Origin of the sequence: Flavobacterium ginsenosidimutans (assembly GCF_003254625.1) — a bacterium.
Taxonomy (GTDB): domain Bacteria; phylum Bacteroidota; class Bacteroidia; order Flavobacteriales; family Flavobacteriaceae; genus Flavobacterium; species Flavobacterium ginsenosidimutans.
Window position 1 is genome coordinate 107959 of record NZ_QJRJ01000082.1, and the last position, 23288, is coordinate 131246.

The 23288-nt window shown below is 32.6% G+C and carries 24 protein-coding genes; 16 read left to right on the forward strand and 8 right to left on the reverse strand.

Annotated features, from left to right (window positions below; genetic code table 11):
* Window positions 1-137 precede the first annotated feature (137 nt).
* On the reverse strand, window positions 138-725 hold the full coding sequence (locus tag DM444_RS21050; RefSeq protein WP_111290364.1) for a DUF4142 domain-containing protein: 588 nt from the start codon (window positions 723-725) through the stop codon (window positions 138-140).
* Between the two features lie 128 nt (window positions 726-853).
* On the opposite strand from DM444_RS21050, the gene DM444_RS21055 reads away from it, so the two are divergent.
* From DM444_RS21055 to DM444_RS21075, 5 genes are all read left to right on the forward strand, one after another.
* A complete protein-coding gene (locus tag DM444_RS21055; protein ID WP_111290366.1) occupies window positions 854-1090 on the forward strand; it encodes a hypothetical protein in 237 nt (78 codons plus the stop codon).
* 49 nt (window positions 1091-1139) lie between these two features.
* Window positions 1140-2006 (forward strand): XAC2610-related protein, encoded by an 867-nt coding sequence (locus tag DM444_RS21060; RefSeq protein WP_111290369.1) that lies wholly within the window; start codon window positions 1140-1142, stop codon window positions 2004-2006.
* Between the two features lie 219 nt (window positions 2007-2225).
* Entirely contained in the window at window positions 2226-2465 is a 240-nt protein-coding gene (locus DM444_RS21065) for a DUF7218 family protein (protein WP_111290371.1), read from the forward strand.
* Between the two features lie 41 nt (window positions 2466-2506).
* A complete protein-coding gene (locus DM444_RS21070) occupies window positions 2507-3604 on the forward strand; it encodes a DNA topoisomerase IB (protein WP_111290373.1) in 1098 nt (365 codons plus the stop codon).
* A 75-nt stretch (window positions 3605-3679) separates the two neighbouring features.
* The gene (locus DM444_RS21075) at window positions 3680-3841 is read left to right on the forward strand and encodes a DUF1328 domain-containing protein (RefSeq protein WP_012026284.1); all 162 of its coding nucleotides are present in this window, start codon (window positions 3680-3682) and stop codon (window positions 3839-3841) included.
* Window positions 3842-4026: 185 nt separating this feature from the next.
* Here DM444_RS21075 and DM444_RS23695 read toward each other — a convergent pair whose 3' ends face one another.
* A complete protein-coding gene (locus tag DM444_RS23695; RefSeq protein WP_162615023.1) occupies window positions 4027-4587 on the reverse strand; it encodes a hypothetical protein in 561 nt (186 codons plus the stop codon).
* A gap of 187 nt (window positions 4588-4774) precedes the next feature.
* Here DM444_RS23695 and DM444_RS21085 point away from each other — a divergent pair, with 187 nt between their 5' ends.
* The 3 genes from DM444_RS21085 (at window position 4775) to DM444_RS21095 (ending at window position 6857) form a co-directional block, all read left to right on the forward strand.
* Complete coding sequence (locus DM444_RS21085) at window positions 4775-5347, forward strand: YciE/YciF ferroxidase family protein (protein ID WP_111290375.1); 573 nt, start codon at window positions 4775-4777, stop codon at window positions 5345-5347.
* Window positions 5348-5415: 68 nt separating this feature from the next.
* Window positions 5416-6147: a DNA-formamidopyrimidine glycosylase family protein gene (locus DM444_RS21090; RefSeq protein ID WP_111290377.1), complete on the forward strand. Its 732-nt coding sequence runs from the start codon at window positions 5416-5418 to the stop codon at window positions 6145-6147.
* Complete coding sequence (locus DM444_RS21095; RefSeq protein ID WP_111290379.1) at window positions 6144-6857, forward strand: DUF72 domain-containing protein; 714 nt, start codon at window positions 6144-6146, stop codon at window positions 6855-6857. Before DM444_RS21090 ends, DM444_RS21095 begins: the two co-directional genes overlap by 4 nt.
* Window positions 6858-7157: 300 nt before the next feature.
* On the opposite strand, the gene DM444_RS21100 is transcribed toward DM444_RS21095, so the two are convergent.
* Window positions 7158-7658, reverse strand: coding sequence for a pyridoxamine 5'-phosphate oxidase family protein (locus DM444_RS21100; protein ID WP_111290381.1), 501 nt, complete (start codon window positions 7656-7658; stop codon window positions 7158-7160).
* A gap of 130 nt (window positions 7659-7788) precedes the next feature.
* Here DM444_RS21100 and DM444_RS21105 point away from each other — a divergent pair, with 130 nt between their 5' ends.
* The gene (locus DM444_RS21105) at window positions 7789-8325 is read left to right on the forward strand and encodes a response regulator (protein WP_239455758.1); all 537 of its coding nucleotides are present in this window, start codon (window positions 7789-7791) and stop codon (window positions 8323-8325) included.
* Here the strand turns inward: DM444_RS21105 and DM444_RS21110 are convergent.
* Window positions 8315-11137 (reverse strand): PAS domain-containing sensor histidine kinase, encoded by a 2823-nt coding sequence (locus DM444_RS21110; protein ID WP_111290383.1) that lies wholly within the window; start codon window positions 11135-11137, stop codon window positions 8315-8317. The genes DM444_RS21105 and DM444_RS21110 overlap by 11 nt on opposite strands.
* Before the next feature lie 200 nt (window positions 11138-11337).
* Here DM444_RS21110 and DM444_RS21115 point away from each other — a divergent pair, with 200 nt between their 5' ends.
* Window positions 11338-11679: a hypothetical protein gene (locus DM444_RS21115; protein ID WP_111290385.1), complete on the forward strand. Its 342-nt coding sequence runs from the start codon at window positions 11338-11340 to the stop codon at window positions 11677-11679.
* 341 nt (window positions 11680-12020) lie between these two features.
* Window positions 12021-12824 carry a hypothetical protein gene (locus DM444_RS21120; RefSeq protein ID WP_111290387.1) on the forward strand — a complete coding sequence of 268 codons (804 nt, stop codon included), beginning with the start codon at window positions 12021-12023 and terminating at the stop codon, window positions 12822-12824.
* A gap of 69 nt (window positions 12825-12893) precedes the next feature.
* On the opposite strand, the gene DM444_RS21125 is transcribed toward DM444_RS21120, so the two are convergent.
* Both DM444_RS21125 and DM444_RS21130 read right to left on the reverse strand, forming a co-directional pair.
* Window positions 12894-13154 carry a SemiSWEET family sugar transporter gene (locus DM444_RS21125; protein WP_111290389.1) on the reverse strand — a complete coding sequence of 87 codons (261 nt, stop codon included), beginning with the start codon at window positions 13152-13154 and terminating at the stop codon, window positions 12894-12896.
* 126 nt (window positions 13155-13280) lie between these two features.
* The gene (locus tag DM444_RS21130; RefSeq protein WP_262510518.1) at window positions 13281-14129 is read right to left on the reverse strand and encodes an SDR family oxidoreductase; all 849 of its coding nucleotides are present in this window, start codon (window positions 14127-14129) and stop codon (window positions 13281-13283) included.
* 390 nt (window positions 14130-14519) lie between these two features.
* Here DM444_RS21130 and DM444_RS21135 point away from each other — a divergent pair, with 390 nt between their 5' ends.
* From DM444_RS21135 to DM444_RS21155, 5 genes are read left to right on the forward strand one after another with little or no spacing between them, the layout of a single operon-like run.
* Complete coding sequence (locus DM444_RS21135; RefSeq protein WP_111290390.1) at window positions 14520-15740, forward strand: hybrid sensor histidine kinase/response regulator; 1221 nt, start codon at window positions 14520-14522, stop codon at window positions 15738-15740.
* 11 nt (window positions 15741-15751) lie between these two features.
* The gene (locus DM444_RS21140; RefSeq protein WP_111290392.1) at window positions 15752-19318 is read left to right on the forward strand and encodes a response regulator; all 3567 of its coding nucleotides are present in this window, start codon (window positions 15752-15754) and stop codon (window positions 19316-19318) included.
* An 18-nt stretch (window positions 19319-19336) separates the two neighbouring features.
* A complete protein-coding gene (locus DM444_RS21145; protein WP_111290394.1) occupies window positions 19337-19702 on the forward strand; it encodes a response regulator in 366 nt (121 codons plus the stop codon).
* Between the two features lie 7 nt (window positions 19703-19709).
* On the forward strand, window positions 19710-20522 hold the full coding sequence (locus tag DM444_RS21150; protein WP_111290396.1) for a CheR family methyltransferase: 813 nt from the start codon (window positions 19710-19712) through the stop codon (window positions 20520-20522).
* Window positions 20501-21088 (forward strand): chemotaxis protein CheB, encoded by a 588-nt coding sequence (locus tag DM444_RS21155; RefSeq protein WP_111290398.1) that lies wholly within the window; start codon window positions 20501-20503, stop codon window positions 21086-21088. The genes DM444_RS21150 and DM444_RS21155 overlap by 22 nt, the downstream gene beginning before the upstream one ends.
* A gap of 200 nt (window positions 21089-21288) precedes the next feature.
* On the opposite strand, the gene DM444_RS21160 is transcribed toward DM444_RS21155, so the two are convergent.
* Window positions 21289-22050, reverse strand: coding sequence for a porin family protein (locus tag DM444_RS21160; protein WP_111290400.1), 762 nt, complete (start codon window positions 22048-22050; stop codon window positions 21289-21291).
* 12 nt (window positions 22051-22062) lie between these two features.
* Complete coding sequence (locus DM444_RS21165) at window positions 22063-23184, reverse strand: hypothetical protein (protein ID WP_111290402.1); 1122 nt, start codon at window positions 23182-23184, stop codon at window positions 22063-22065.
* Window positions 23185-23288 lie beyond the last annotated feature (104 nt).

Here is a 23288-nt window from a genome sequence, read left to right on the forward strand (position 1 = left end):
AAACAAACCCCTCAAGCAATTCAACTCTTGAGGGGTTTTTAGCAAAGATTTGAGGTTCTTAGATGCTCCATTACTTAGAACCTTAGAATCTCAGAATCTTAGCGTCTAAAAATAAATAATAACCAATTAAATTTATTTTACTTTTTGTCTAGGTTTTGTTTCAGCAATTTAGCGTGTTCTAAATGTGCTGTTAAACCAGCAATATTATTAGATGCCCAAGTTTTTACATCCTCGTCAACGGCATCTTTTGTTGCGTCTTGAAGTTTTTTGATCGCTTTTTCGTGACCGTCAATCATCATATCGGCGAATTTTTTATCAAAATCAACACCCGATTTTTCGTTTAATTTATTGTATTCCTCTTGACCTTCTTCAGTTAGAGAAGTTGGTAGAGTAAAGTTTTTCGCTTTTGCTAAAGCACTCACTTCAGAAGCCGATTTAGTGTGCTCATCAACAAGCATTTTACCAAATTTTTTCACTTCAGCGTTTGTACTTTTTGTTTGAGCCAGTTTACCAATTTCGATTTCAGCTAAATTAATTTCGGCTTGATCTACTAAAAATTCAGAATCATCTTCTTTACTGTCAATAGAATCGAATTTTGCTTCGTTTGCATCTTCTGCAACTTCTTTTGGATCTTCTTGTTTGGTTTCGTTTTTACAAGATTGAAGAAATATAATGATAAGTCCTGCTCCTAAAATGGCTTTTCCGGCTAATAATAACTTTTTCATGATTTTAATAGTTTAAATGTTATGATGTAAAATTATAGAGAAGCTGTAAGAAAATTTTACAGGATTTTTATGGATTGTTATAGGATTAAGATGTAGTTAAATTTCTATATTAGCTCAAAATCTATTTTATGGAAAATGATTTTAATTATGGAATGAAAGTCTCTTTAAATAACGAATTAGGAGTTGTTATAAAAGATGAATTAGATAAACCTAATTTTTGTGGAGTGATTCGTTGGGATACTGCAATAGAAAATGACACTGAAGATTGGCGTGGTCAATTTGGAACATTTATTAGAATAGGAGGTAAAATTTTAGATAATAATTATTCATTTCAATTCATTAATGATGACGGATCATTTAAATGATTTATCAAAACAATTTTTAATTTAAAACTTGTAATCAGAAAGATTATTCATGAAACAAAAAATCACCTTCCTATTTCTTTTAGCCACAGCTTTTGCATCAGCCCAAATAAATTATAAAGGTTTCATTGACAAATATCCAATCGAGTTTGTAACTGACGTTTATTCTGACGGGCAAGGAACGGCAATTTATGCTTATTCTAATTATGATACTCCGATTGTTTTAAATGCAAAGCTGAAAGGAACTACTTTGGTATTCATTGAAAAAGATAAAAATGATAAAGAAACTGCCAAATTAAGTTTCGAAAATTATAACGCAGAAAGTGATCAATTAAACGGAATTTGGAAAGATTTGATTTCAGGAAAAGAACTTAAAATCAGTTTGGAGAAAGAATTTGATCTTAATAATAATGGCGAAGAATGGTCAGAAAGAGAGATTTTACAGCCAGTTTCTTTAAAAGACAAGTATTTTAAATTGATTGTTTCGAAAGAAAAAGGCGGTTCTTCTGGGGTTTCGGGAATAAAAATCATTGAAAAAAAGACCGATAAATTAATTCAGAAAGTCGATGTCGCATGTCAACTTTGGGGATTGTATAATGTAAATATTGGTGATTACAATTTTGATGGATTTGAAGAATTCTCCGTTTTTGAATCTAGTTATGCTGGACCAAATACTTCAAGAATATATTTTCTGTACAATCCGAAAACGGGAAAATACTTTGAAAGCAGTTTCAGCGGAACTTCTCTAGAATTTGATAGTAAAACCAAAAGAATTTACGAGCACAATCAATGCTGTGCAGGAAGAAGCATTGAAAGAGCCGAATATAAAGTAGTCAATAATAAAATGGTCTTAGTTAAAAAGACTTGTTTAGAATATGACGAAAAAACACAGGATTATAAGAAGATAAAATGTGATTAGTTAAAACTTCTTTACTTGTAAAATCCCAACTCTTTTAGAGTTGGGATTTTTTTTGCATCTAACATTTCACATTTCACAAAAAGACAAACTTACATTTCGACTTTCACAATTCCCATCCTACAAATTTGAAATTTCAAACCAAAATTCTATAACAGACTCACTTAACTTTTTGAAGAACTTTGGCTTATAGATTTTTAGAAATAATTAAAAATAAAAGTCATGCCAGATCCAAGAATTAAGAATGAAGCGCAATATGAAGCATTGGTAAAAAAAGGATACAGCAAAGAAAAATCGGCTCGTATTGCCAACACGCCAGATGCAGGAAAGAAGGGCGGAAAAGCTAAGCCTTACGATGAATGGACAAAAGAAGAACTTCTAAAACAAGCCAGTAGAGTGGGTATAAAAGGAAGATCTTATATGAATAAAAAAGCCTTAATTGATTCTTTAAGAAATAACTAAAATTTAAAACAAACTATTAATGTGATAAAAATTTAAATAACATGAATGCCGCAGCCAAAAAGGAAATCCTAATGAATCAGCTGATTAAAGCGCCACATTTAGTAATTGAAAAACTAGATTTGGAATACATCAATGATCATCAATTGACAATTATACGCTGCCGCGAAGGAGAAAATTTCGTTTATAAAAAGAACGGAAAAAATGTAAAAAGCAAACATGAAATTAAACGCATTAATAGTTTAGTACTTCCGCCAGCATGGGAAAATGTTCGAATAACAGCTATTACAAACGGACATTTACAAGCGGTTGGAACAGATGTAAAAAATAGAAAACAATACCGTTATCACCCAAAATGGAATTTGATTCGGAACCAAACCAAGTTTTATAAAATAGCAGAATTTGGTGCAAAACTCCCATCCATAAGAAAACAAGTAGATCTTGATTTGGAACAGGAAGAATGGTCTAAAGAAAAAGTAACCGCTTTAGTCATTCGATTGATGGAAGAAACGCATATCAGAATTGGAAATGAGAAGTACGCCAAAGACAACAAATCGTACGGACTTTCGACTCTTAGAAAACGTCATATTAATATCAATAGAAATTCGCTTCGATTTGAATTTATTGGTAAAAAAGGAAAACAGCATACCATTACCACCCGAAACAAACAACTAATAAAATTGGTAAGCCGCTGCGAAGAAATTCCAGGTTATGAAGTTTTTAAATATTATGATAAAAACGGCGAAAAAAAAGTTTTAGATAGTCACGCTGTAAATGAATATCTCCATAATATTTCTGGCGAATATTTCAGTGCGAAAGATTTTAGAACTTGGGCAGCTTCAATTATTTTCTTTGAAAGTTTAATGGAAATGGGAATCACTTCAGACGAAAAAGAAATCAAGCAGAATATAATTGCAGCTTTTGATTTAACAGCAGAAGCGCTCGGAAACACAAGAAAAGTCTGCAAAGACTATTACGTTCATCCGCTTTTGATTTCGACTTATGAAGATGGTTCCATTCAAAAATATTTTGATTTGGCGCAAAAAAGCCGAAGCACAAGAAAATATTTTACAAAATCAGAAATCGCATTTTCTGAGTTGATTCAGAATTATGAAATCAATTTAGATTCATCATGTTCATAAAAGAGTTAATGCATCTCTCCAAAAGCATAAAGTTTGAATACAAACAAAATCAGTATTAACTAAAAAACTATTATTATGTTACGTTGGACAGTCACTTTTATTATTCTAGCCATTGTGGCGGGAATATTTGGTTTTGGCGGAATTGCCGCTGGAGCTGCTAGTATTGCAAAAATTTTATTCTTTATATTTTTAGTTTTATTCGTTATTTCCTTAATCAGCGGAAGATCGAGAGTATAAGAATATCAGTTAAATAAACAACAAATAAAACGGCACATTCATTTGTAATGTGTCGTTTCTGGTTTTAATAATTCGAAATTGATATTTCTGTTAAGAATTATTATAGATTAAATAGTTGAATTTTAAACTCAAAAAAACCGTCTCGGTAAATAACGAGACGGTTTTTTATTTTTGAAATAAGAAATTTAGAATCGGCGAGGATCATTTTCAGGATATTCTTCATCATCGTTATCTTCTTGTACATCATCTTCGATGTAATCATTATCGTCGTCGTCAATATCTTCTTCTATGTACTCATCTTCATCGTCTTCATCGTCTTCATCATCTTCTTCATCGTCTTCATCTTCATCTTCATCTTCATCAAGATCTTCCAATACATCTTCTGTTTCATTAAAATCGTATTCCTCTTCGGTTAAATCTGAAGGATTATCAAACTCGTCGTTTTCTTCGAAATCGTCTTCCAATTCAACTTCATAAATATCATCGTTATTGTCTTCTAAATCCCTGTCCTTATGAAAATCATCATTTAAATCGTCCAAATCATCATCCGAAAAATCTTCCTGATCTGGATTAGGTCGATTGGGATTGTGGCCATTTCTGACCGTGTATCCTCGTTCAGCAATTTCACGATTATCATTGTCGGGTTTTCTAGCATCATCTTTAAGATCTTCTGCCAGATTTCTGTCATCAGAAAAGTGATTTTTAAAATCCTTATTTGTGCTGTTGTTTTTATCTATAGTATTCATGATCGCTATTTTTTATAATTATATATACAAAGCTAGCATGAAGAGATAGGAATCTATTATAGAATAACAAAGTCTAATTGTATAATTAACAGGTGTTTAGAATGGAATTTTAAGTTGGAATCATATAACCAGTCTATTTGGTGAGACTGTAATTTTACAATCATATTAATTATAAAAAATTATTACCATGAAAACTACTGATAGTAAAACTAAAACGTCTGCAAAAGAGACTATTCCAAGAGGAGTTACAAAGCCAAAATCGAACGCGGCATCAGGATTAACTGAATTATTTGAAGAAGCCTTGAAAGATATTTATTGGGCAGAAAAAGCTTTGACCAAAGCACTGCCAGTAATGGTTAAAAATGCAACTTCGGTTGAATTGAAAGACGCAATTGACAACCATTTAACAGAAACGGAACAGCAAATCACTCGTCTAGAGCAAGTTTTTAAAATTATTGGACAAAAACCAACAGCCAAAAAATGCGATGCGATGGAAGGTTTGATTGAAGAAGCGAAAGGAATGCTGGAAGAAACTGAAATAGGAGTAGTGCGAGATGCTGGAATTATTGCAGCGAGTCAGAAAATTGAGCATTATGAAATTGCTACTTACGGTACCTTAAGACAATTTGCAGAGACTCTTGGTTTGCCAGAAGCGGCCACTTTATTGGAACAAACACTTGATGAAGAAAAAGGTGCCGATAAAACACTCACTGAAGTTGCTGTTAATGCAGTTAATCTTGAAGCTGCAGAAATAGAATAAAACATTTAGAAATGTAATTAAAGTGCAGTTTTCGGACTGCACTTTTTAATTAAATAAAAATATAGTATATGCCCGAAGGTCCGTCAATAGTAATCTTAAAAGAAGAAGTACAGCAATTTGCAGGAAAGAAAGTGATTTCTGTTTCTGGAAGTGCCAATATTGATATTTCACGTCTAAAGGATAAAACCATACTTGCGTTTAAAACCTGGGGAAAACATTTTTTAATCTGTTTTGATTCTTTTACAGTAAAAATTCACTTGCTTATGTTTGGAACCTACCGAATAAATGAACGCAAGGTTTCTAAACCTCGACTAAGTTTGGTTTTTGAAAACGGCGAACTTAACTTTTATACTTGTTCAGTTAAAATTCTTGAAGGGGATATCAATTCTCATTATGATTGGAGTGTTGATGTTATGAACGAAAATTGGAATCCGAAGAAAGCACATTTAAGATTAGAAAAAATACCAGAAAAAATGATTTGTGACGTCATTTTAGATCAAGATATTTTTTCGGGAGTGGGTAATATCATTAAAAATGAAGTTTTGTATCGATGTTATGTTCATCCAGAATCGATTGTGGGAAAAATTCCGTTTCACATAACAAGTCAGTTAATAGCAGAATGTTCTATTTACAGCTTTGAGTTTTTATATTGGAAAAAGAAATTTGAATTGAAACAGCATTGGGAAGCTTATACTAAAAATGTTTGTTTGAGATGCAATCTTCCGTTTCAAAAAAAACAGACCGGAGAACGAAAACGCAGAAGTTTTTTCTGCCCGAATTGTCAACAACTATACAAATGAAAAATCAAATAATAATAGGATGTTCAAGCTTTTATAACAGTTTCTGGAAAAATATTTTTTATCCTCAAAATCTGCCTTCAAAGCAATGGTTCGAGTTTTATTGCCATCATTTTGATACTTATGAGTTCAATGGAAGTTTTTATAAATTTCCGACTGTGCGTGTTTTTCAAAACTGGTACAATAAAGCGCCTGAATCTTTTTTGTTTTCAGTCAAAGTGCCGAAAGAAATCACGCATATCAAAAAACTGAAGGATTGTGAAAGTCTATTAAATGACTTTTATGAAATTTGTAATGAAGGAATGAAAGAAAAACTTGCGGCAGTTTTATTTCAATTTCCGCCGAGTTACACTTTTAGCCAAGAAAAGTTAGAAACTATAATCAATATTCTGGATTATAATTTTAAAAATGTGATCGAATTTCGTCACGAAAGCTGGTGGAATGATGAGGTTTGGAATGTTTTTAAAGACAATAACATTACGTTTTGCAGTGTAAGTCACCCAAATCTTCCGCAAACTATTTTTAAGGATTTTCCATTGCTTTATATTCGGTTTCATGGAATTCCGAAATTATTTCATTCCAGTTATTCTACAGAAGAATTAAAACATGTAAACAACCAGATTGATTCCCAAAAAGGATTTGTATATTTCAATAATACTGCAAGCGAAGCAGGAATTCTGAATGCTTTAGAGTTAAAAAGAATGACTGTTTAATTTTTTCGTGCGTGTTTTTTAAACGCAAAGTACGCTAAGGTTTTTTATTTTGAAGCTTTAATTGAAGCCTTGAGAGAGATCGCAAAGCTTTGAGCATAATTTACTTGCTGAATATTTTTTTTTTGTAGATTTTACAGATTTAAGCAGATTTTAATCCTGCTAATCTTTTAATCTATGGCAAAAAAAATAACCACAAAGAGCAAAGTAAACGCAAAGTGTAAAAGATAATTTTCTTTGTGAACTTTGCGTTTACTTTGCGCTCTTTGCGGTTTAAAAAAAACTTTGCGGTTAAACAGAAAACTACAATTTCAAACTTCCTTCAATTCCGTCATCCATTGTTTTTCCTGTAACGAAAGCAGCCGTCATTTTTGCAATCGCGACCATTTTTCCGTTTTTGTTGTTCCAATAATAACCATCTTCCGGAATTACTTTAATCACACTCAAATTCGGATCATCGATACCACCTGGCATCCAAATTTTTACGACTGGATTCCATAATTTTTCAATTGTTTCTCGATCGTACGAAATACTCGCCGTTCCATGAAGCGTTAAAAACTTATCATGTGGTTCGGAAAAGAAAATTTCTACCATCGGATTTAAAGTAATTTCAGCATTCTGACCACTGTTTCGGTCAGATAAAAACCAAAGCTGACCTAAATCGTCAATTTTTTGAACAGACATTGGTCGTGATTGCAGTCTGTATTCGTTATATGTACAAAACATGCAAGTTTTAATATGTTCAGCTAGATCTTTTATTTTATCTACTGCAAATTCATCTGTAAGGTCTTTATGATCGCCCATAATACTATATTTTAAAGTTATATATCTAATTCAACTGTTTGACAAACAAACTAATATCGCTTGTAAAAAGCTTAAAGTAAAGTTGGCGTTTTTTGTTCTTTTTTAGATTATATAATTAAACTTAGAAATTATGAGATTTCAATTTGCTGTATTTAAGAGAAATCGATTCAATATTTATTTGTTACATAAAATTACATTATCTTTGAAATATTATAATTCTCAGCCAAAAAATACGATGACAGATTTTACTATTTTCTATACCGATGATGACGAAGATGATTTAAGTATTTTTGCTGACGCCGTAGAATCTATACCGCAGAATATCAAACTTCAGACATATTCAGGAGGTCAAAATTTCTTAAATGCGATTTCGGATCTGCCAGCAACACCTTATGTGGTTTTTTTAGATTTAAATATGCCTGGAAAAAATGGATTTGATGTTTTAGAAGAACTTCGTACTTCAGACTATAAAAAAGATATACCAGTTGTGATTTATTCTACTTCGAGCGAACCTGGTATTATTGAAAAATGCCGTAATCTTGGTGCCAATTGTTTTATTACAAAACCCGTTTTAATGAGCGATATAATAAAATCAATCGAACACGCCATTCAAATTGACTGGAATAAATTTATTCCAACGCAAGCAAATTTTGTTTTTAGATACTGATTTCAGATAAATCGGGAAAGTAAATATTAAAAACAGACCCTTTGCCTTTTTCACTTGTAACATCAATAAATCCTTTGTGGTTTTCGACGATTTTTTTCACAATCGCAAGACCAATTCCAGTTCCTCGATATTCACTTTCAGTATTTAAACGCTGAAAAACTTCGAAGATTTTTTCTTTATAAACAAGCTCAAAACCAATTCCGTTATCTGAAACTTGAAGATGATAATAGGTTTTATCTTTAAATTCGGCATTTTGAAGCGATTTTCCGTCAACTTGCGTTACAGCGATTTTTACAATTGGAGGAATTCCAGGTCGAGAAAATTTCAAAGCATTTTCGACTAAATTATGAAGCAATTGTCTGAACTGAAATTGAATAAGTATTGCTTCTCCTAAATTATCGTATTCCACAACCGCTTTTTTTTCTTCAATCCGATCTGAAAAATCACTTATAACTTCTTCAACAATTTCATCAATTTTAACTGTTGTAAAAATTCGATCTGCAGAGTTGGCACGCGAATAGGCTAATAAATCTTGTATGAGATCCTGCATTTTTTTGGCAGAAAACTCAATTCTAGTTAAATATATTTTGGCAGCAGCAGAAATGTTCTGTTCATCTAAATCGGACAATCGGCTAGCAAAGGTTTGAATTTTTCGTAAAGGTTCCTGAAGATCGTGACTTGAGATATAAGCAAACGACTGCAGTTCAATATTCATATTGACCAAATCTCTATTTTTGAGCTCAAGCTGTGTTGTCCGTTCAAAAATTTGGTCTTCGAGTTGATTAGTAAAATTCTTTTGGTCTTCAATATCTGTACTTGTACCGACCCACATTTGCACTTTTCCAAATTCGTCTAGTTGCGCAATTGCACGACTAAGCTGCCATCTGTATTCGCCATCATAGCGTTTGAATCGATGAATGAATAGGAAATCGTTACCCGTTTTTACAGCTTCCATCCAGAGTTTTAAGTTTTCTTCGCGATCATCTGGATGAACAATTTGAAGCCAGCCATTTTTTTCAATTTCTTCTGCAGATATGCCAGAATAATTGTAAACGGTTTGATTAAAATAATTTAGATTTCCCAAAGCATCACTTGTCCAAATAAGCTGAGGCATAGAGTCGGCGAGGAGTCTGAATTTTTTTTCACTCTTCATCAATACCTGCTGACTTTCTTTTTCAATTGTAAAATCCATTACAGTTCCAATCATTTTTGAAGGATTCTGATCATCATCAAAAAAGATTTTTCCGTGTACTTTAATCCATGCAATCGAATTATCTAATTTTAAAATTCGTGCTTCATATTTATAAATTCCCGTTTTTAGTGCTTTCGCGAATGCGTCTACTACAATATGTTCATCTTCTGGAAGAATACGGCTTCGAATATCCTGATGGATAATTTTTCTGTTTTTATCAAAACCGAAAATATCTAGAATAGTGTCGCTGTAGACTAATTCTTTATTTTTAAGATTTAAATCCCACATCGCAATTTCTCCAATTTCAGCAGCTAATCGAACTCTTTCTTCGGCAGTTTCGACTTTTTTTCGAGCTTTAACTTTAGAAGTTACATCAAAAACAGTACACATAATTCCAGATGCATTTCCATTTTTTTCGTAGAGTGGCGTGTACTCGAAATCAAGGTAGAATTTTTTGAGTTTTCCGTGAATGTCTACATAAGCAACTGCTTCATTCTCCCGAATTGTTTTTCCATTATTCAAAACTTCATGCAATAATCCAGGATATTTTTGATTTTCTAATTCTGGAAAAACTTCTAATAGAGGCTTACCAATACAATCTTTTTCTTTCTTTTGCCAGATATTATGCATCATCGTTAAATTTGCCATTTCGATGATGAAGTCTTTTCCTCTAAAGATCGCCATTGCAATTGGAGATTCCATTACAATATTTCTAAAGGCTTTTTCGCGCTCTGCCAACAAATGTCTAGCTTTTACTTCTTCTGTAACTTCGTACGCCACTACAATAACGCCAGTTATAACATCATTTTCTTCTTTTATAGGATAAAAAACGAGATTAAAATAGGCTAAATCTTGCTTGTTGTAGCGATTTAAAGTAACAGCAAATTCATCAGCATAATAGGAGATACCAGTTTCAAAAACATTTTTTAAAATAGGATACGCTGTTTCTCTTGTTTCGGGAACAGAGTCAAAAATAGGCTTATCTAAAATAGCATTTTCTTCTTTGTCAATGATATGGAGATAAGTTGTGTTAGCCGTTTCAACAATTAGATCGGCTCCTTTTAAAACACAAATTCCTAGTGGTAATTGTTTGATTGTGTTTCTAAAACGTTTCTCGCTTTCTTCTAATTTTTTACGAGTAATTATTTGGTCTGTAGTTTCATTGCAAACCACTAAAACACCGTTTGGTTTTCCGTTTTCATCATTTACGGGACTATAGCTAAAAGTCCAGTAAACATCTTCCATTTGTCCGTTTCTATAAATCGGCAACAGTTGATCTTCGTGCCATGTAGCTTCGCCTTTTTGAAGAACTTGATCGATTAAAGGTTTAATAAAATCCCAGATTTCAGACCAATATTCTGCACCTTTTTCTCCCAAAATCGACGGATGTTTGCCGTTATTTCCTAAACTCGGACGATAAGCATCATTATAAAAACAAATATGATCTGGTCCCCAAAATAGAAACATGGGGAATTTGGAGTTTAAAACAATTCCTAAAGTGGTACGAAGGCTTTGAGGCCAAAATTCTATAGATCCAACAGACGTTTTGCTCCAATCCTTGTCACGGGTAAGTTGCCCCATTTCTCCTCCATTTGCTAGAAAATCACGGTTTTTATTCATTAAGATTAGGTGTATTATTGTAATTATAAACAGCTAATTTCAAGCTGTTTTTTTTATGCTAAATATTGGCTTTGTTAAATTTAGTGAAAAATAAATATTCTATTGAGGCCGATTTTTGAATGAGGTAAGATTAAAATCAATTGAGTTAATTTTATCTGGTTTCAATACGGAAATTTGATAAACAGATTAAAACTGAAGCCATGAAAAGAGAAGATTCAAAACACGAAACTGACAATATAAAAAGATATCAAGAAGAAGGATATACAGTAAATTATTTATTCGAAAATGACCATTTAATAGATTCAGAAAGCAAAGTTGCCTATAAACCAGAAGATGTTTTTATTGTCGCACATCATCGATATGAAGGAATGAGCGATCCTGATGATATGTCGATTTTATATATAATTGAAACTAAAGACGGTGGAAAAGGAACCCATTTGTTAGGATATGGCCCAATGGCCGATTTGGAAGAAGCTGAATTTTTTAAAGATATTCCGAAAGCGAACTATTCTAAAAATGCTGACATAAACGAACTGACTTAAAAGAATAAAAATAGATTGGTATTTTTATTTTGCTGATGAGCAGTTGTTCCAAATTTATTTGGAGCAGCTGCTTTTTTTTTTTAACGAGATTCTAAGGGACTAAGTTTCTGAAATACTAAGGTTTTTTGCTCTTTTCGCTTAGAGTTTCAGAAACTTAGAATCTTAGTCTCTTAGCATCTCAGAACCTTAAAATAATAATTATGAAATATCTTCCAAAAATTGTATAAATAATTGAAGGTTAATATAAACGAAATTTGGATTATAGAAATGAAGTAAAAACTAAGGTTAGTTTTTGTTCGTAAATAAGAACTAACCGCTTTTATTAAAACCAAACCATAATAATGAAAAAACTTTACATAAATACTGGAGGATTTGATGCTGTTTTTAATAACCTTAAAGATAGTTTTGGTGGCGAATTATCAGTTACAGCCAAAGAATATAAATTGACAATTAAATCAAAATGGGCAAATGGAACCATTTCTGGAGTTCGTTTTGAAAAAGAAATGTCATATCTCAATTTTGATTTAATTTTTAATCAAGAAATTAGTTTAAGTATCGAATCTAATCCTTTTACGCCTGTATTTTTTGCTTATTGCGAGAAGGGAAATGTTTTGCATAGTTTTGGTGCCGATGGCGCTACTAATTGTCTTAAAAAACAACAATCAGGTATTATGAGTAATTCTTCTACTATTAATAGCGTATTGTATTTTCAAAGCCATCAGCAGATTCAATTCTCAATAATCGGAATGCCAACAACAATCGAAAATAAAGAAAATGACTTTGTTTCTCAAGTCAGAAAAATATTTACAAACAATTCTGGAAATTACATTTATATAGGCGATGAAAATGACAAAATTGGAGAGAAATTTCAGGAGCTTAAAAGAATTCCAAATCAAGGAGCAATTCGTTATATATTAATGAAAAGTATTCTTCGCGAAGTTTTAGAACTAGAGATAGCGCAGCATAGTTATAATTATTTAACTCCATTTGTTCCAATTTTGAATTTTGCAGTTAAACAATTAAGCGAAATTAAAAAGCTTTCTTATTTAAACTTGACAGCGCCTGTACAGTTTTTAAAACGAAACTTGCAACCTCGAAAATACCAATTGGAATTAAAACCTTTCAATCAAAAATTAGCTAGCTAGTAAGCATACCATATTCTTCACTTTCAAAAAAAACAGCTTTGATAGAGCTGTTTTTTTTTCGTTTATAATTTATTCCTTTTCATAAGAAAGAATAAAATAAACCATTGTAAGATTTAAAATCAGCGAAATACTGTTGGTAATTATAATTGGCAAATCATTTTTCAAAATTCCATAAACAATCCAAACTGCAATTCCGAAAGTTAGAATGCCGAACATTTTAAGGGAAATCTGCTTCACTTTTTTGGTTTTCCAAACCTTTATAATTTGCGGAATTGTAGATATTGTTATACACGCTCCCGCAAAAAGTCCGATGATGTCTATATAATTCATTTTGTTTTTTTTAAGGTACAGAGATGCAAAGGTTCTAAGGTATTTGTTGGTTTTGTTATTATGCTCATTAAGTAGATTACAAAAAAAACTTAGAACCTTAGTATCTCAGCATCTTAGAATCTTTTTTTAACCTACCAATTCCCCTCCATTTACATGAATAAACTGCCCTGTAATATAACTACTATCTTCAGAAGCTAAAAACACATAAGCTGGCGCTACTTCAGAAGGCTGTCCAGCTCTTTCCATCGGATTATCTTTTCCGAAATCAGATAAATTATCGAAACTCGCTACGATTAAAGGCGTCCAGATTGGGCCGGGCGCAACGCCATTGACACGTATTTTCTTTTTGGCCAACATACTAGAAAGCGATCTGGTAAAACTAACAATCGCACCTTTTGTACTTGCATAATCAGCTAAATGTTCGCTTCCGCGAAAAGCAGTTACTGAAGTCGTATTGATGATAACATCGCCTTCTGTTAGAAAAGCTAACGCAGCTTTCGTGATATAAAAGAAAGGATAAATATTTGTTTCAAAAGTTTTATGCAGCTGAGTATTTGTTATGTTTTCCAATTCATTTTGAGGAAAATGCACAGCAGCATTATTTACCACAATATTAATGTTTTTAAAAGTGGTATGGCATTTTTTTATGGCCGTTCGACAGAATTTCTCGTCCTTTAAATCACCACTTATGAGAAGACATTGCTGACCTTCTTTTTCAATCATTGCTTTAGTTTCTAAAGCATCTTTGTCTTCTTTTAAATAAACAATAGCAATATTTGCGCCTTCTCTGGCAAAATGCACGGCAACGCTTCGACCGATACCACTGTCACCGCCTGTGATAAAAGCTGTTTTGCCTAACAGTTTTCCGCTTCCAACATAATTTTCTCTTATAATTTCTGGTTCAGGATTCATCATGTATTCATTGCCAGGAAGATTTTGTTTTTGCTCAGGAAATGTTTGTTTCTTTTTCATGATTTTTTTCTTTTTTGAAGCATTTGTATGCTGCTTAAAATTAGCTTTTCGATCAAATTTTGCTTGTCTTAAAAGAAATTTTGTTTGCCTCAATCAAAATAAAATACTTTTTTATGTATGAAAATACATTCAATTTTTTAAAAAGGTTTAGAAAAGAAGTGATTTCTAAAAAGTTAGAAATTATACAGAAATGTAGAAGATATAACTAAAGATGGGAATTTTGTAACTATTTCCGATTTAAATAAAAAACCTGCCCGTTATTTTTTTTATACATTTGAGAATTTCCGCATCATTTTATCGAGACGCATTTTGCATTTCATTAAAAAAATAAGAAAATTTTTATATTTATTTAAATTCAAGTGTTTTGATTTACAAACGATTTAGCTTCCCGACATGGTATTAATTGTAGACGATATAAGGGCCAATATTATTGCCCTAAAGAAAACATTGGAACTACATAATATTGATGTTGATAGTGCCGAATCTGGAGAAGAAGCTCTCAAAAAAATCTTAAAAACAGATTACTGTCTGATTATTATGGACGTTCAAATGCCAGGGCTCGACGGCTTTGAAGTAGTGAAAATTCTATCAGGAAATAAACGCACTAAAGATATTCCCGTTATCTTTCTTTCTGCACTTAATACAGAGAAAAAATATATTTTTAAAGGCTACGAAACAGGTGCTGTTGAATATATTACAAAACCTGTCGATAGCGATTTGCTGATACTGAAAGTAAAAACTTTCATTAAAATCTACGAACAGCAAAATGAACTTAAAGCCATAAAAGATCTTCTTTCTAAAGAAATTAAAATTAGAAAAGAAGCGCAGGATAATCTTGAAATCAAAATCGCGGAAAGAACAAAAGAATTAGTTCACAAAAACGAAGAATTGGAACTGCGAAATCATGAATTACAGCAATTTTCATGGGTGGTTTCTCATGATTTAAATGAACCCATCAGAAAGATTCAAATTTTCATAAAAATTATAAAAGATCTTTATTTAAAAGCCGATGATAAAGCTATCGATTATGTAGATCGAACGATAAAATCGGCTGAAAGAATGCAGACTTTAATTACTGATCTTTTGGCTTATTCTAGACTTTCGGCGCAGGTTAAGCCTGAAAGAACAGACTTAAATGTTGTTTTGCAAGAGGTTTTAGGTGATTTTGATTATTTGATTGAACGAAAAAATGCCATTATTAAAACCAACGAACTTCCTACTATTGATAGTATTCCGAGTCAGATGCGTCAGGTTTTCCAAAATCTAATTGGAAATGCATTGAAATTTTCTGGACATGAAGGAAAACCAGCAATAGAAATTACTTCAGAAATCATTTTAGAAAAATCAATCGAAAGTCCAACTTCTCCAGAAGGTAATTTTTGCAGAATTATGGTAAAAGATAACGGAATTGGTTTTGACGAGATTTATCTGGATCGAATTTTTATTATCTTTCAAAGTTTAAATGACCGTCAAACCTACGAAGGAACAGGAATTGGGCTGGCAATTGCAAAAAAAATCATAGAAAAACACAACGGATTAATTACTGCTAAAAGTAAACCAGGTGAGGGTGCAAGTTTTATTATTGTGCTTCCTTTGAAATACGAATTAAAATAACTTAGAAATATATGAATGGCAATTTTAAAAGGAATTTATTAATTGGTTCGCTAGTTTCATTGTTTGTACTTACAATAAGTTCGGTTGCTTCGTTTATAAGTATCAAAAGTCTTTTAAACAGTAACTTTTGGGTAAATCACACTCAGGACGTAATCTATAACCTAAACGAAGGTTCATCGATTATTACTGAAGCCCAAACAAGCATGAGAGGATATTTGCTTACAGGAGACGAACAGTTTGTAGATCGATTTAATGATTCTGAAAACAAAGCAAATGCTTATTTTGAAAAATTGGAAGGATTAACAGCTGATAATCCTTCACAGAAAAAATTACTGGAAGAACTTGCTGACAAACGTTCTGGTTTCTTCAAATATCTAAACAATCAAATTGTAAAAAAACGCTTGAGCAAGCAAACCCTAATTTTCGATTTGAATGAGGGAAGAAATATGATGAACGAGATTCGGGCGATCATCAAAAAAGTTGAAAATACGGAGCAAAAACTTTTAGAAGAGCGCAACTCAAATTCAGAGCGTTATGGCAATTATAGTTTGGCTTTAATTGTTATTGCTTTCTTTATAGCAGCCCTTATTTCTATTGTTTTTATGATGAGAGTTCTAAAAGATTACAATGAAAGGTCTTTATTACAGAAGGAATTAGAGAAAAAAGATAAAGAAATTGCCGAAAGATTGATAGTAATTAGCGGAATTGCGACCCAAATTGCTAAAGGAAATTATGATGTTCAGATCGATGATAGAAAAGCAGATACTTTGGGAGATCTTGGAGCATCTATTCATGAAATGAAAGATTCTTTAAAAAGTTCTTTCGAATTATTATCTCAAAAAGAATGGTTGCAGTCAGGAGTTGCAACTCTAAATGATAAAATGCTGGGTGAGAAAACCATTCAGAAATTATCTAAAGATGTGATTGAATTTTTGTGCCAATACACCAACAGTAGCGCTGGAGTTTTGTATGTTTTAGATGGAGAAGAAATGACAATTTCTGGAGGTTACAGCTATATTCCAAGTAAAAATAGAGAAAGAATTAAAAAAGGGGAAGGCTTAATAGGTCAAGCAATTGTTTCGGGTAAAATGCTGGAACTGAAAACACTTTCGCCAGATGATATTCAGATCAATTATGCTTTAGGCGAAATTAAACCAACACATATTGTGGCGCTTCCGCTGATGGATTATAAAGTAGAAGGTGCGGTAGAATTAGCCAGTATTTATGGTTTCTCAATGCTTCAGTTGGAATTTTTGAACATCGTTGCTAATAATATCGGAATTGCTTTAAAAGCGACTCAAAACCGTAAAAGAGTTTTAGAATTATTGGAAGAAACAAAATCTCAGTCGGAAGAATTACAAATTCAGCATAGCGAATTAGAAGCAATAAATGCAGAATTAGAAGCACAAACCGAAAAACTCCAAGCTTCGGAAGAAGAACTTCGCGTACAGCAGGAAGAATTGGAACAAACCAATGAAGAATTATCGGAAAGAAGTGTTTTATTGGAAGAAAAAAACACAGAAATTCAGAAGAAATCGGAAGCTTTAGAGCTGAGTACTCGCTATAAATCAGAGTTTTTGGCTAATATGTCTCACGAATTAAGAACTCCGCTGAATTCCATTTTATTATTAAGCCGTTTATTGTCTGAAAACAATAATCAAACGATGAATAATGAAGAAATTGAATTTGCAAAAGTAATTCAAAGTTCTGGAAACAGTTTGTTAGGATTAATTGATGAAATCCTTGATTTATCTAAGATTGAAGCAGGAAAAATGGAGTTGGAATTCTTGGATGTTTCTACAAAAGAAATCACCGATAATATGTACAATTTATTCCATATTGTTGCGAAAGAAAAGAACATTAAATTTGAAATTATCACTAAAGAAGCACCAATCGTAATCAAAACTGATAAAATGCGTTTGGAGCAAATCTTAAAAAATCTGATTTCGAATGCCATTAAATTTACTGAAAAAGGAACGGTAAGCCTTGAAATTAAAATAAATGATGACGATGATAAAGAGATCTGTTTTATTGTAAAAGATACCGGAATTGGAATTCCTTTGGCAAAACAGCCATTAATTTTTGAAGCTTTCCAGCAAGCAGACGGTTCGACGAAACGTAAATATGGAGGAACTGGGTTAGGATTGTCGATCAGTCGTGAATTGGCAAAATTACTTAGAGGAGAAATCATTTTGCATAGTAAAGTAAATGAAGGAAGTAGTTTTACTTTATGCCTTCCAGTTCTAGGAATCGCTTTGAATAAAATTTCAGTTAATAGAATTGATGAAGAAGAAACTGTTGAAGAAGAAACAGAAAAAACAGATGCAAGACCAAGATACATCAGCGATGTTATTCCTGCAGAAATTGAAGATGATAGAGATTCAATCGTTGAAGGTGATAAAGTGATCTTGATTGTTGAAGACGATATTAGTTTTGCTAAATCATTATTGGCTTTTACGCAGAAAAAAGGATACAAAGGAATAGTTGCGGTGAGAGGAGATTATGCTTTAAATTTTGCTTTGATCTATAAACCAATCGGAATTTTATTGGATATCGAACTTCCTATTAAAAGTGGCTGGGAAGTTTTGGAGGAATTAAAAAATAATTCTCAAACCAAACATATTTCGGTTCATATCATGTCTTCGCACAAATTAAAACAAGAAAGTTTGCTGAAAGGAGCAGTAGATTTCTTAGACAAACCAGTTGCTTTCGACAAAATTCCAGAAGTTTTTACAAGAATTGAGCATATTATCAATAAAGAATCGCAAAAGGTTTTAATTATCGAAGATAACCCGAAACACGCTAAGGCGCTTGCTTATTTCTTAGAATCGTACAATATCAATTCTGAGATTAAAAGTGAGGTTTCGGCAGGTTTATCAGCTTTAGGTAAAGAAGAAGTAGACTGTGTGATTCTAGATATGGGAATTCCAGACAAACAGGCATATGAAATTCTGGACGGCGTGAAAAAAAGTCCAGGATTAGAAAATCTGCCAGTTATTGTCTTTACAGGAAAAAGTTTGTCTATAAAAGAAGAATTAAAAATTAGAAAATATGCTGATTCTATTATTGTAAAAACGGCACATTCTTACCAAAGAATGCTCGATGAGGTTTCGCTTTTCCTTCATTTAGTTGAAGAAAAGAAGAATGGAGACAATAAAAAAGAAACCCATAAGAAACTGAATTCGTTAAACAATATTTTGTTTGAGAAAAAAGTACTAATTGTAGATGATGATGTTCGTAATATTTATTCGCTTTCTAAAGCTTTAGAAGCCTTTAGAATGACTGTGATTACAGCTTTTGACGGAAAAGAAGCGATTAAGATTTTAGATGAAAATCCAGACACAGATGTTGTATTATTAGATATGATGATGCCAAATATGGATGGTTACGAAACGGCAGAAAAGATAAGAAGTAACCCTAAATTTCTTAACTTAGCTGTAATAGCTGTCACAGCAAAAGCCATGACTGGAGATCGAGAAAAATGTATTAAAGCAGGGGCTTCAGACTATATCACAAAACCTGTCGATGTTGACCAGCTGTTATCGTTACTGCGAGTTTGGCTTTATGATAAAATCTAACCTTTTAAATTGCTGTAAATGGGAAAGAAACGCGTTTTGATTGTAGATGATGATTCCAGAAATATTTTTGCTTTAGTTAATACATTAAAAGCAAAATCGTACGATTGTGTATCTTGTTTAAGTGCCGAAGAAGCCTTAGGAATATTGAAAGAAGACGCATCAATCGATGCCGTTTTAATAGATATGATGATGCCTGAAATGGATGGTTATGAGGCGATTCCGCTTATAAAAGAGATTCCGTCGCAACAATCTACTTTGGTGGTTGCTGTGACTGCGCAGGCGATGGCGGGAGATAAAGAAAAATGTTTAGAAGCTGGAGCAGATGCCTACATCTCAAAACCAGTAGATGTGGACAAATTACTTCAGATTCTGGAAGAAATTTAAATGAATTATGATTGAAGATATTGAATTAGAAACTCTTATAAATGATGTTTACGAATATTATGGTTTTGATTTTGGAAGTTATTCCAGAGCTTCACTTAAAAGACGCGTAAGCAGGGTTTTTTATTTAGATGGATTTAAGCATTTTCATGATTTTTTGTCTAAAGTCCGCACAGATCCAGAATATTGCAAGAGAATGATTGACGAAATTACAGTAAATGTAACCGAGATGTTTCGTGATCCCTCTTTTTATCTTACGCTACGAAAAGAAATCCTTCCGCTATTAGGAACAAAACCTTTTATAAGAATTTGGCACGCAGGATGTTCTACTGGAGAAGAGGTATATTCTATGGCAATTATGCTCAAAGAAGCGGGTTTGCTTCATAAATCAATATTATATGCAACTGATATAAATGCATCGGTTTTAGAAACAGCAAAAAGCGGTATTTTTCCGTTGCGAATGATAAAAGATTACGCAGATAATTATCGCGATTCGGGCGGACAGCAAGATTTTTCAGATTATTATATTGCGAATTATGGTTTTGCAAAGTTTAATGACAATCTTTCAGAGAAAATGGTTTTCTCACAGCATAATCTGGTTTCAGATACTTCTTTCAATGAGTTTGACCTGATTTTATGCCGAAACGTTTTAATTTATTTTGATAATAATTTGCAAAAAAGAGTGATTAATTTATTTGATGATAGCTTGGCTGTTCTAGGATTTTTAGCTCTCGGAACAAAAGAAACTATAAAGTATTCTATATCTCAAACCAAATACAAACAATTTGCTAAAGAGAAAATATGGAGGAAAATAAAAGAATAAAAGATTGTAAAGTAGTTATAATTGGAGGTTCTGCAGGAAGTTTGCAGGCATTATTACAGATTTTGCCATTTGTAGAAAAAACAATTTCTTTTGCTATTGTAATTGTCGTTCACAGAAAAAACACAGACGAACAAACCTTAGAAGATTTGATTGCTTTAAAAGCGAAATTAAAAGTAAAAGAAGTAGAAGATAAAGTAAAACTCGAAGCTGGATTCATTTACATTGCGCCTTCCAATTATCATTTATTGTTTGAAAAAAATGAAACTTTATCTTTAGACACCTCAGAAAAAATAAATTATAGCAGACCCAGTATTGACGTCTCATTTGAGTCTGCTGCTGAAATATATACAAATCATTTGATCGGAATTCTGCTTTCTGGTTCCAATTCGGACGGAACAGTTGGATTAAAGGCGATTCAAGCAGCTGGCGGAATAAGTGTGGTACAGAACCCGCTTTCTGCAGATATGCCCTATATGCCTAATAATGCTATTCTGCACACAACTCCTGATTTTGTTTTAAAAACAGAGGAGATTCTTGAATTTATAAAAGAAATAAATCAGGAATAAGCGGTTTGTTGATATGGAATGTCGCCCCTCTGGGGCTATTTAGATGTCGATAAATTATGCTATAAATATTTAGCTTCTCCGAAGCTTTTTGTAAAATAATTGAGAATCAGTCCCGGAGGGACGAAATATTTATAGCAAATAATTATACGCACAATCAAAAGCTCCAGCGGAGCAAAATATATTTTTTGCAAAAAAAACTATTATTTCTCATCTTCTGGAAGAACCACTTTATTCAATTCAGCTTCTTTTTCGGCTCTTTTTTGCGCTGCTTTTCCTTTACCAATAGGAATCCCCGCAGTAATGTACCAAGATCTGTTGTATTGGTTATTTGGACCATCGCCTTTCATGACAGTTACTAATCCGTAGTAATATTGAACCGTAAAATTTAAGCCATTTCCAACATTTAGATGATATCCGGCTCCAAATGCAAGTCCGGCATCAATTACGTGAATCTGATCTCGAATATTTTTTTTGTAAATAACATCATCTTTATTGATTTCGTTTTTAAACTCATCAAAAGCCTTAGCAAGAAGACCAAATTGAGGTCCTGTTTTGAGATAAATATTATTTTTGAATTGGTATTTAATCAATATAGGAACATTAAAATAACGAATTTCACGATTTACACTTCCGCCCGCAAAAGTATTATCCAAATTTTCATCGTTTAGAGAATAAACAGGAATATCCTGAGCCCCCATTGGCGATTTTACAATAACACCAGTATTGATCATCCAGGCTGGATTTTTCTTAGATCTAATGTCGAAATAAAACCCAAGATTGAATCCAGGATTTGTGGCAGAAGATCCCATATTTGAAATGGTCGAAAAATTAACACCGCCTTCTAGACCAAATTCTAAAAACTCCGAATTGAGTTTGTCTCCAAATATTAAGGAAATCAAGACTTGGGATTGTGCAGAGGTAATACAAAAGAAAGAGATAAGGATTAGAAAACCTTTTTTCATACGATTTCTAAATTAAAGTCCAAAACGGTACTGAAGACTGCCTAATACTTGTGTACGAGTGCCTAAGAAACCACATTCTGCACGAAACATTACATGTTTACTGAATTGATATTGCGACCCAATGATAAAGTTCCACATATCCTTTGGTCTTTTTTGAAGGGAATATTGAACAGATGAATCTGAGGCTGTGCTCAATGCTCCGTCCAGAGTCGCGAGGAATGTTCCTGCTCTTTCTAGTGCTCTGTCGGCAGTATTATGTTTGGCTATATTAACTGGATTTTTTTGTTCAGCAGGTGTTAAGCCATCCCACCAATTATCTACTTTTATCTGATTGTCAGATATTTTTTGAAGACCGCTGTCTACCTTAGCCTGAGCGCTGCTTAGATCAATAAAATCAGATAAAGGCAAATCTCCATTAGTATCTCCAGAAATATGAACTCTGAAACCTCCAACCCAAACCGCTATATTTGTGTCTGGTTTATTGAATTTAAATGTTTTTCCTAATCTCGGACCAAAAACATATGAAAAAGCAGGTTTATCCAGCGAACTAATATCAGTCCAAGCCATGTTCATATCCAGAGCTAGCCAGCCTCCGCCAATACCAATTGTTGGTGTCATACCAAGACCAAAAGTCGTAGCGTCAAAATTTGCTTTGGTACTAAAATTTGCAACTTCAGACCAATTGTTATCTGCGTCTGGAACCCAAATACCAGCATTAATTTTAGTTGCCGTTTTGGCTTTTCCGAAAATTCCATAAATATTTAAAAAGGGAAGCAGCCATATATCAGGTCTGATAGTGAGCGCACCAGCTTCAACTGTTGATTTGTCAAATCGTACAATTTCATCTAGGTTATATTGAGGCCCATGATTAAAACCAATATTTAAATCATTAATAACAATTTCAGATTCTTGCCAGAAATAATTAACTGAAACTCCTGCAGAATAGGGAAGTTTATATCCTTTCTGCGCTACTTTTTCTCCCCAAATAGGAAGGGCATACGGGTATTCTTCTGTTTTAAGACTGTCTTTTAACGTTTGATTTTTTTCTCCTACGATTTTATCGGTATAAACTTGACCGAAAATTTGGATGCTGAAAAATAATAAAGAGGCTGATATTAGTGTCTTACATTTCATTGATTAGAGTATTTAAAATTAATTAAACTGTGAAAAATAAATTGTACTAATTTGTGCTTAAAGAAATCTCTGTTTATTTTTTTGGCTTATAGAAAAAGTTTTTT

Excerpts from the sequence above, each read along its gene's own strand:
- DM444_RS21050 (WP_111290364.1), bottom strand. The coding sequence starts at position 725 with ATGAAAAAGTTATTATTAGCCGGAAAAGCCATTTTAGGAGCAGGACTT.
- DM444_RS21055 (WP_111290366.1), top strand. The coding sequence starts at position 854 with ATGGAAAATGATTTTAATTATGGAATGAAAGTCTCTTTAAATAACGAA.
- DM444_RS21060 (WP_111290369.1), top strand. The coding sequence starts at position 1,140 with ATGAAACAAAAAATCACCTTCCTATTTCTTTTAGCCACAGCTTTTGCA.
- DM444_RS21065 (WP_111290371.1), top strand. The coding sequence starts at position 2,226 with ATGCCAGATCCAAGAATTAAGAATGAAGCGCAATATGAAGCATTGGTA.
- DM444_RS21070 (WP_111290373.1), top strand. The coding sequence starts at position 2,507 with ATGAATGCCGCAGCCAAAAAGGAAATCCTAATGAATCAGCTGATTAAA.
- DM444_RS21075 (WP_012026284.1), top strand. The coding sequence starts at position 3,680 with ATGTTACGTTGGACAGTCACTTTTATTATTCTAGCCATTGTGGCGGGA.
- DM444_RS23695 (WP_162615023.1), bottom strand. The coding sequence starts at position 4,587 with ATGAATACTATAGATAAAAACAACAGCACAAATAAGGATTTTAAAAAT.
- DM444_RS21085 (WP_111290375.1), top strand. The coding sequence starts at position 4,775 with ATGAAAACTACTGATAGTAAAACTAAAACGTCTGCAAAAGAGACTATT.
- DM444_RS21090 (WP_111290377.1), top strand. The coding sequence starts at position 5,416 with ATGCCCGAAGGTCCGTCAATAGTAATCTTAAAAGAAGAAGTACAGCAA.
- DM444_RS21095 (WP_111290379.1), top strand. The coding sequence starts at position 6,144 with ATGAAAAATCAAATAATAATAGGATGTTCAAGCTTTTATAACAGTTTC.
- DM444_RS21100 (WP_111290381.1), bottom strand. The coding sequence starts at position 7,658 with ATGGGCGATCATAAAGACCTTACAGATGAATTTGCAGTAGATAAAATA.
- DM444_RS21105 (WP_239455758.1), top strand. The coding sequence starts at position 7,789 with ATGAGATTTCAATTTGCTGTATTTAAGAGAAATCGATTCAATATTTAT.
- DM444_RS21110 (WP_111290383.1), bottom strand. The coding sequence starts at position 11,137 with ATGAATAAAAACCGTGATTTTCTAGCAAATGGAGGAGAAATGGGGCAA.
- DM444_RS21115 (WP_111290385.1), top strand. The coding sequence starts at position 11,338 with ATGAAAAGAGAAGATTCAAAACACGAAACTGACAATATAAAAAGATAT.
- DM444_RS21120 (WP_111290387.1), top strand. The coding sequence starts at position 12,021 with ATGAAAAAACTTTACATAAATACTGGAGGATTTGATGCTGTTTTTAAT.
- DM444_RS21125 (WP_111290389.1), bottom strand. The coding sequence starts at position 13,154 with ATGAATTATATAGACATCATCGGACTTTTTGCGGGAGCGTGTATAACA.
- DM444_RS21135 (WP_111290390.1), top strand. The coding sequence starts at position 14,520 with ATGGTATTAATTGTAGACGATATAAGGGCCAATATTATTGCCCTAAAG.
- DM444_RS21140 (WP_111290392.1), top strand. The coding sequence starts at position 15,752 with ATGAATGGCAATTTTAAAAGGAATTTATTAATTGGTTCGCTAGTTTCA.
- DM444_RS21145 (WP_111290394.1), top strand. The coding sequence starts at position 19,337 with ATGGGAAAGAAACGCGTTTTGATTGTAGATGATGATTCCAGAAATATT.
- DM444_RS21150 (WP_111290396.1), top strand. The coding sequence starts at position 19,710 with ATGATTGAAGATATTGAATTAGAAACTCTTATAAATGATGTTTACGAA.
- DM444_RS21155 (WP_111290398.1), top strand. The coding sequence starts at position 20,501 with ATGGAGGAAAATAAAAGAATAAAAGATTGTAAAGTAGTTATAATTGGA.
- DM444_RS21160 (WP_111290400.1), bottom strand. The coding sequence starts at position 22,050 with ATGAAAAAAGGTTTTCTAATCCTTATCTCTTTCTTTTGTATTACCTCT.
- DM444_RS21165 (WP_111290402.1), bottom strand. The coding sequence starts at position 23,184 with ATGAAATGTAAGACACTAATATCAGCCTCTTTATTATTTTTCAGCATC.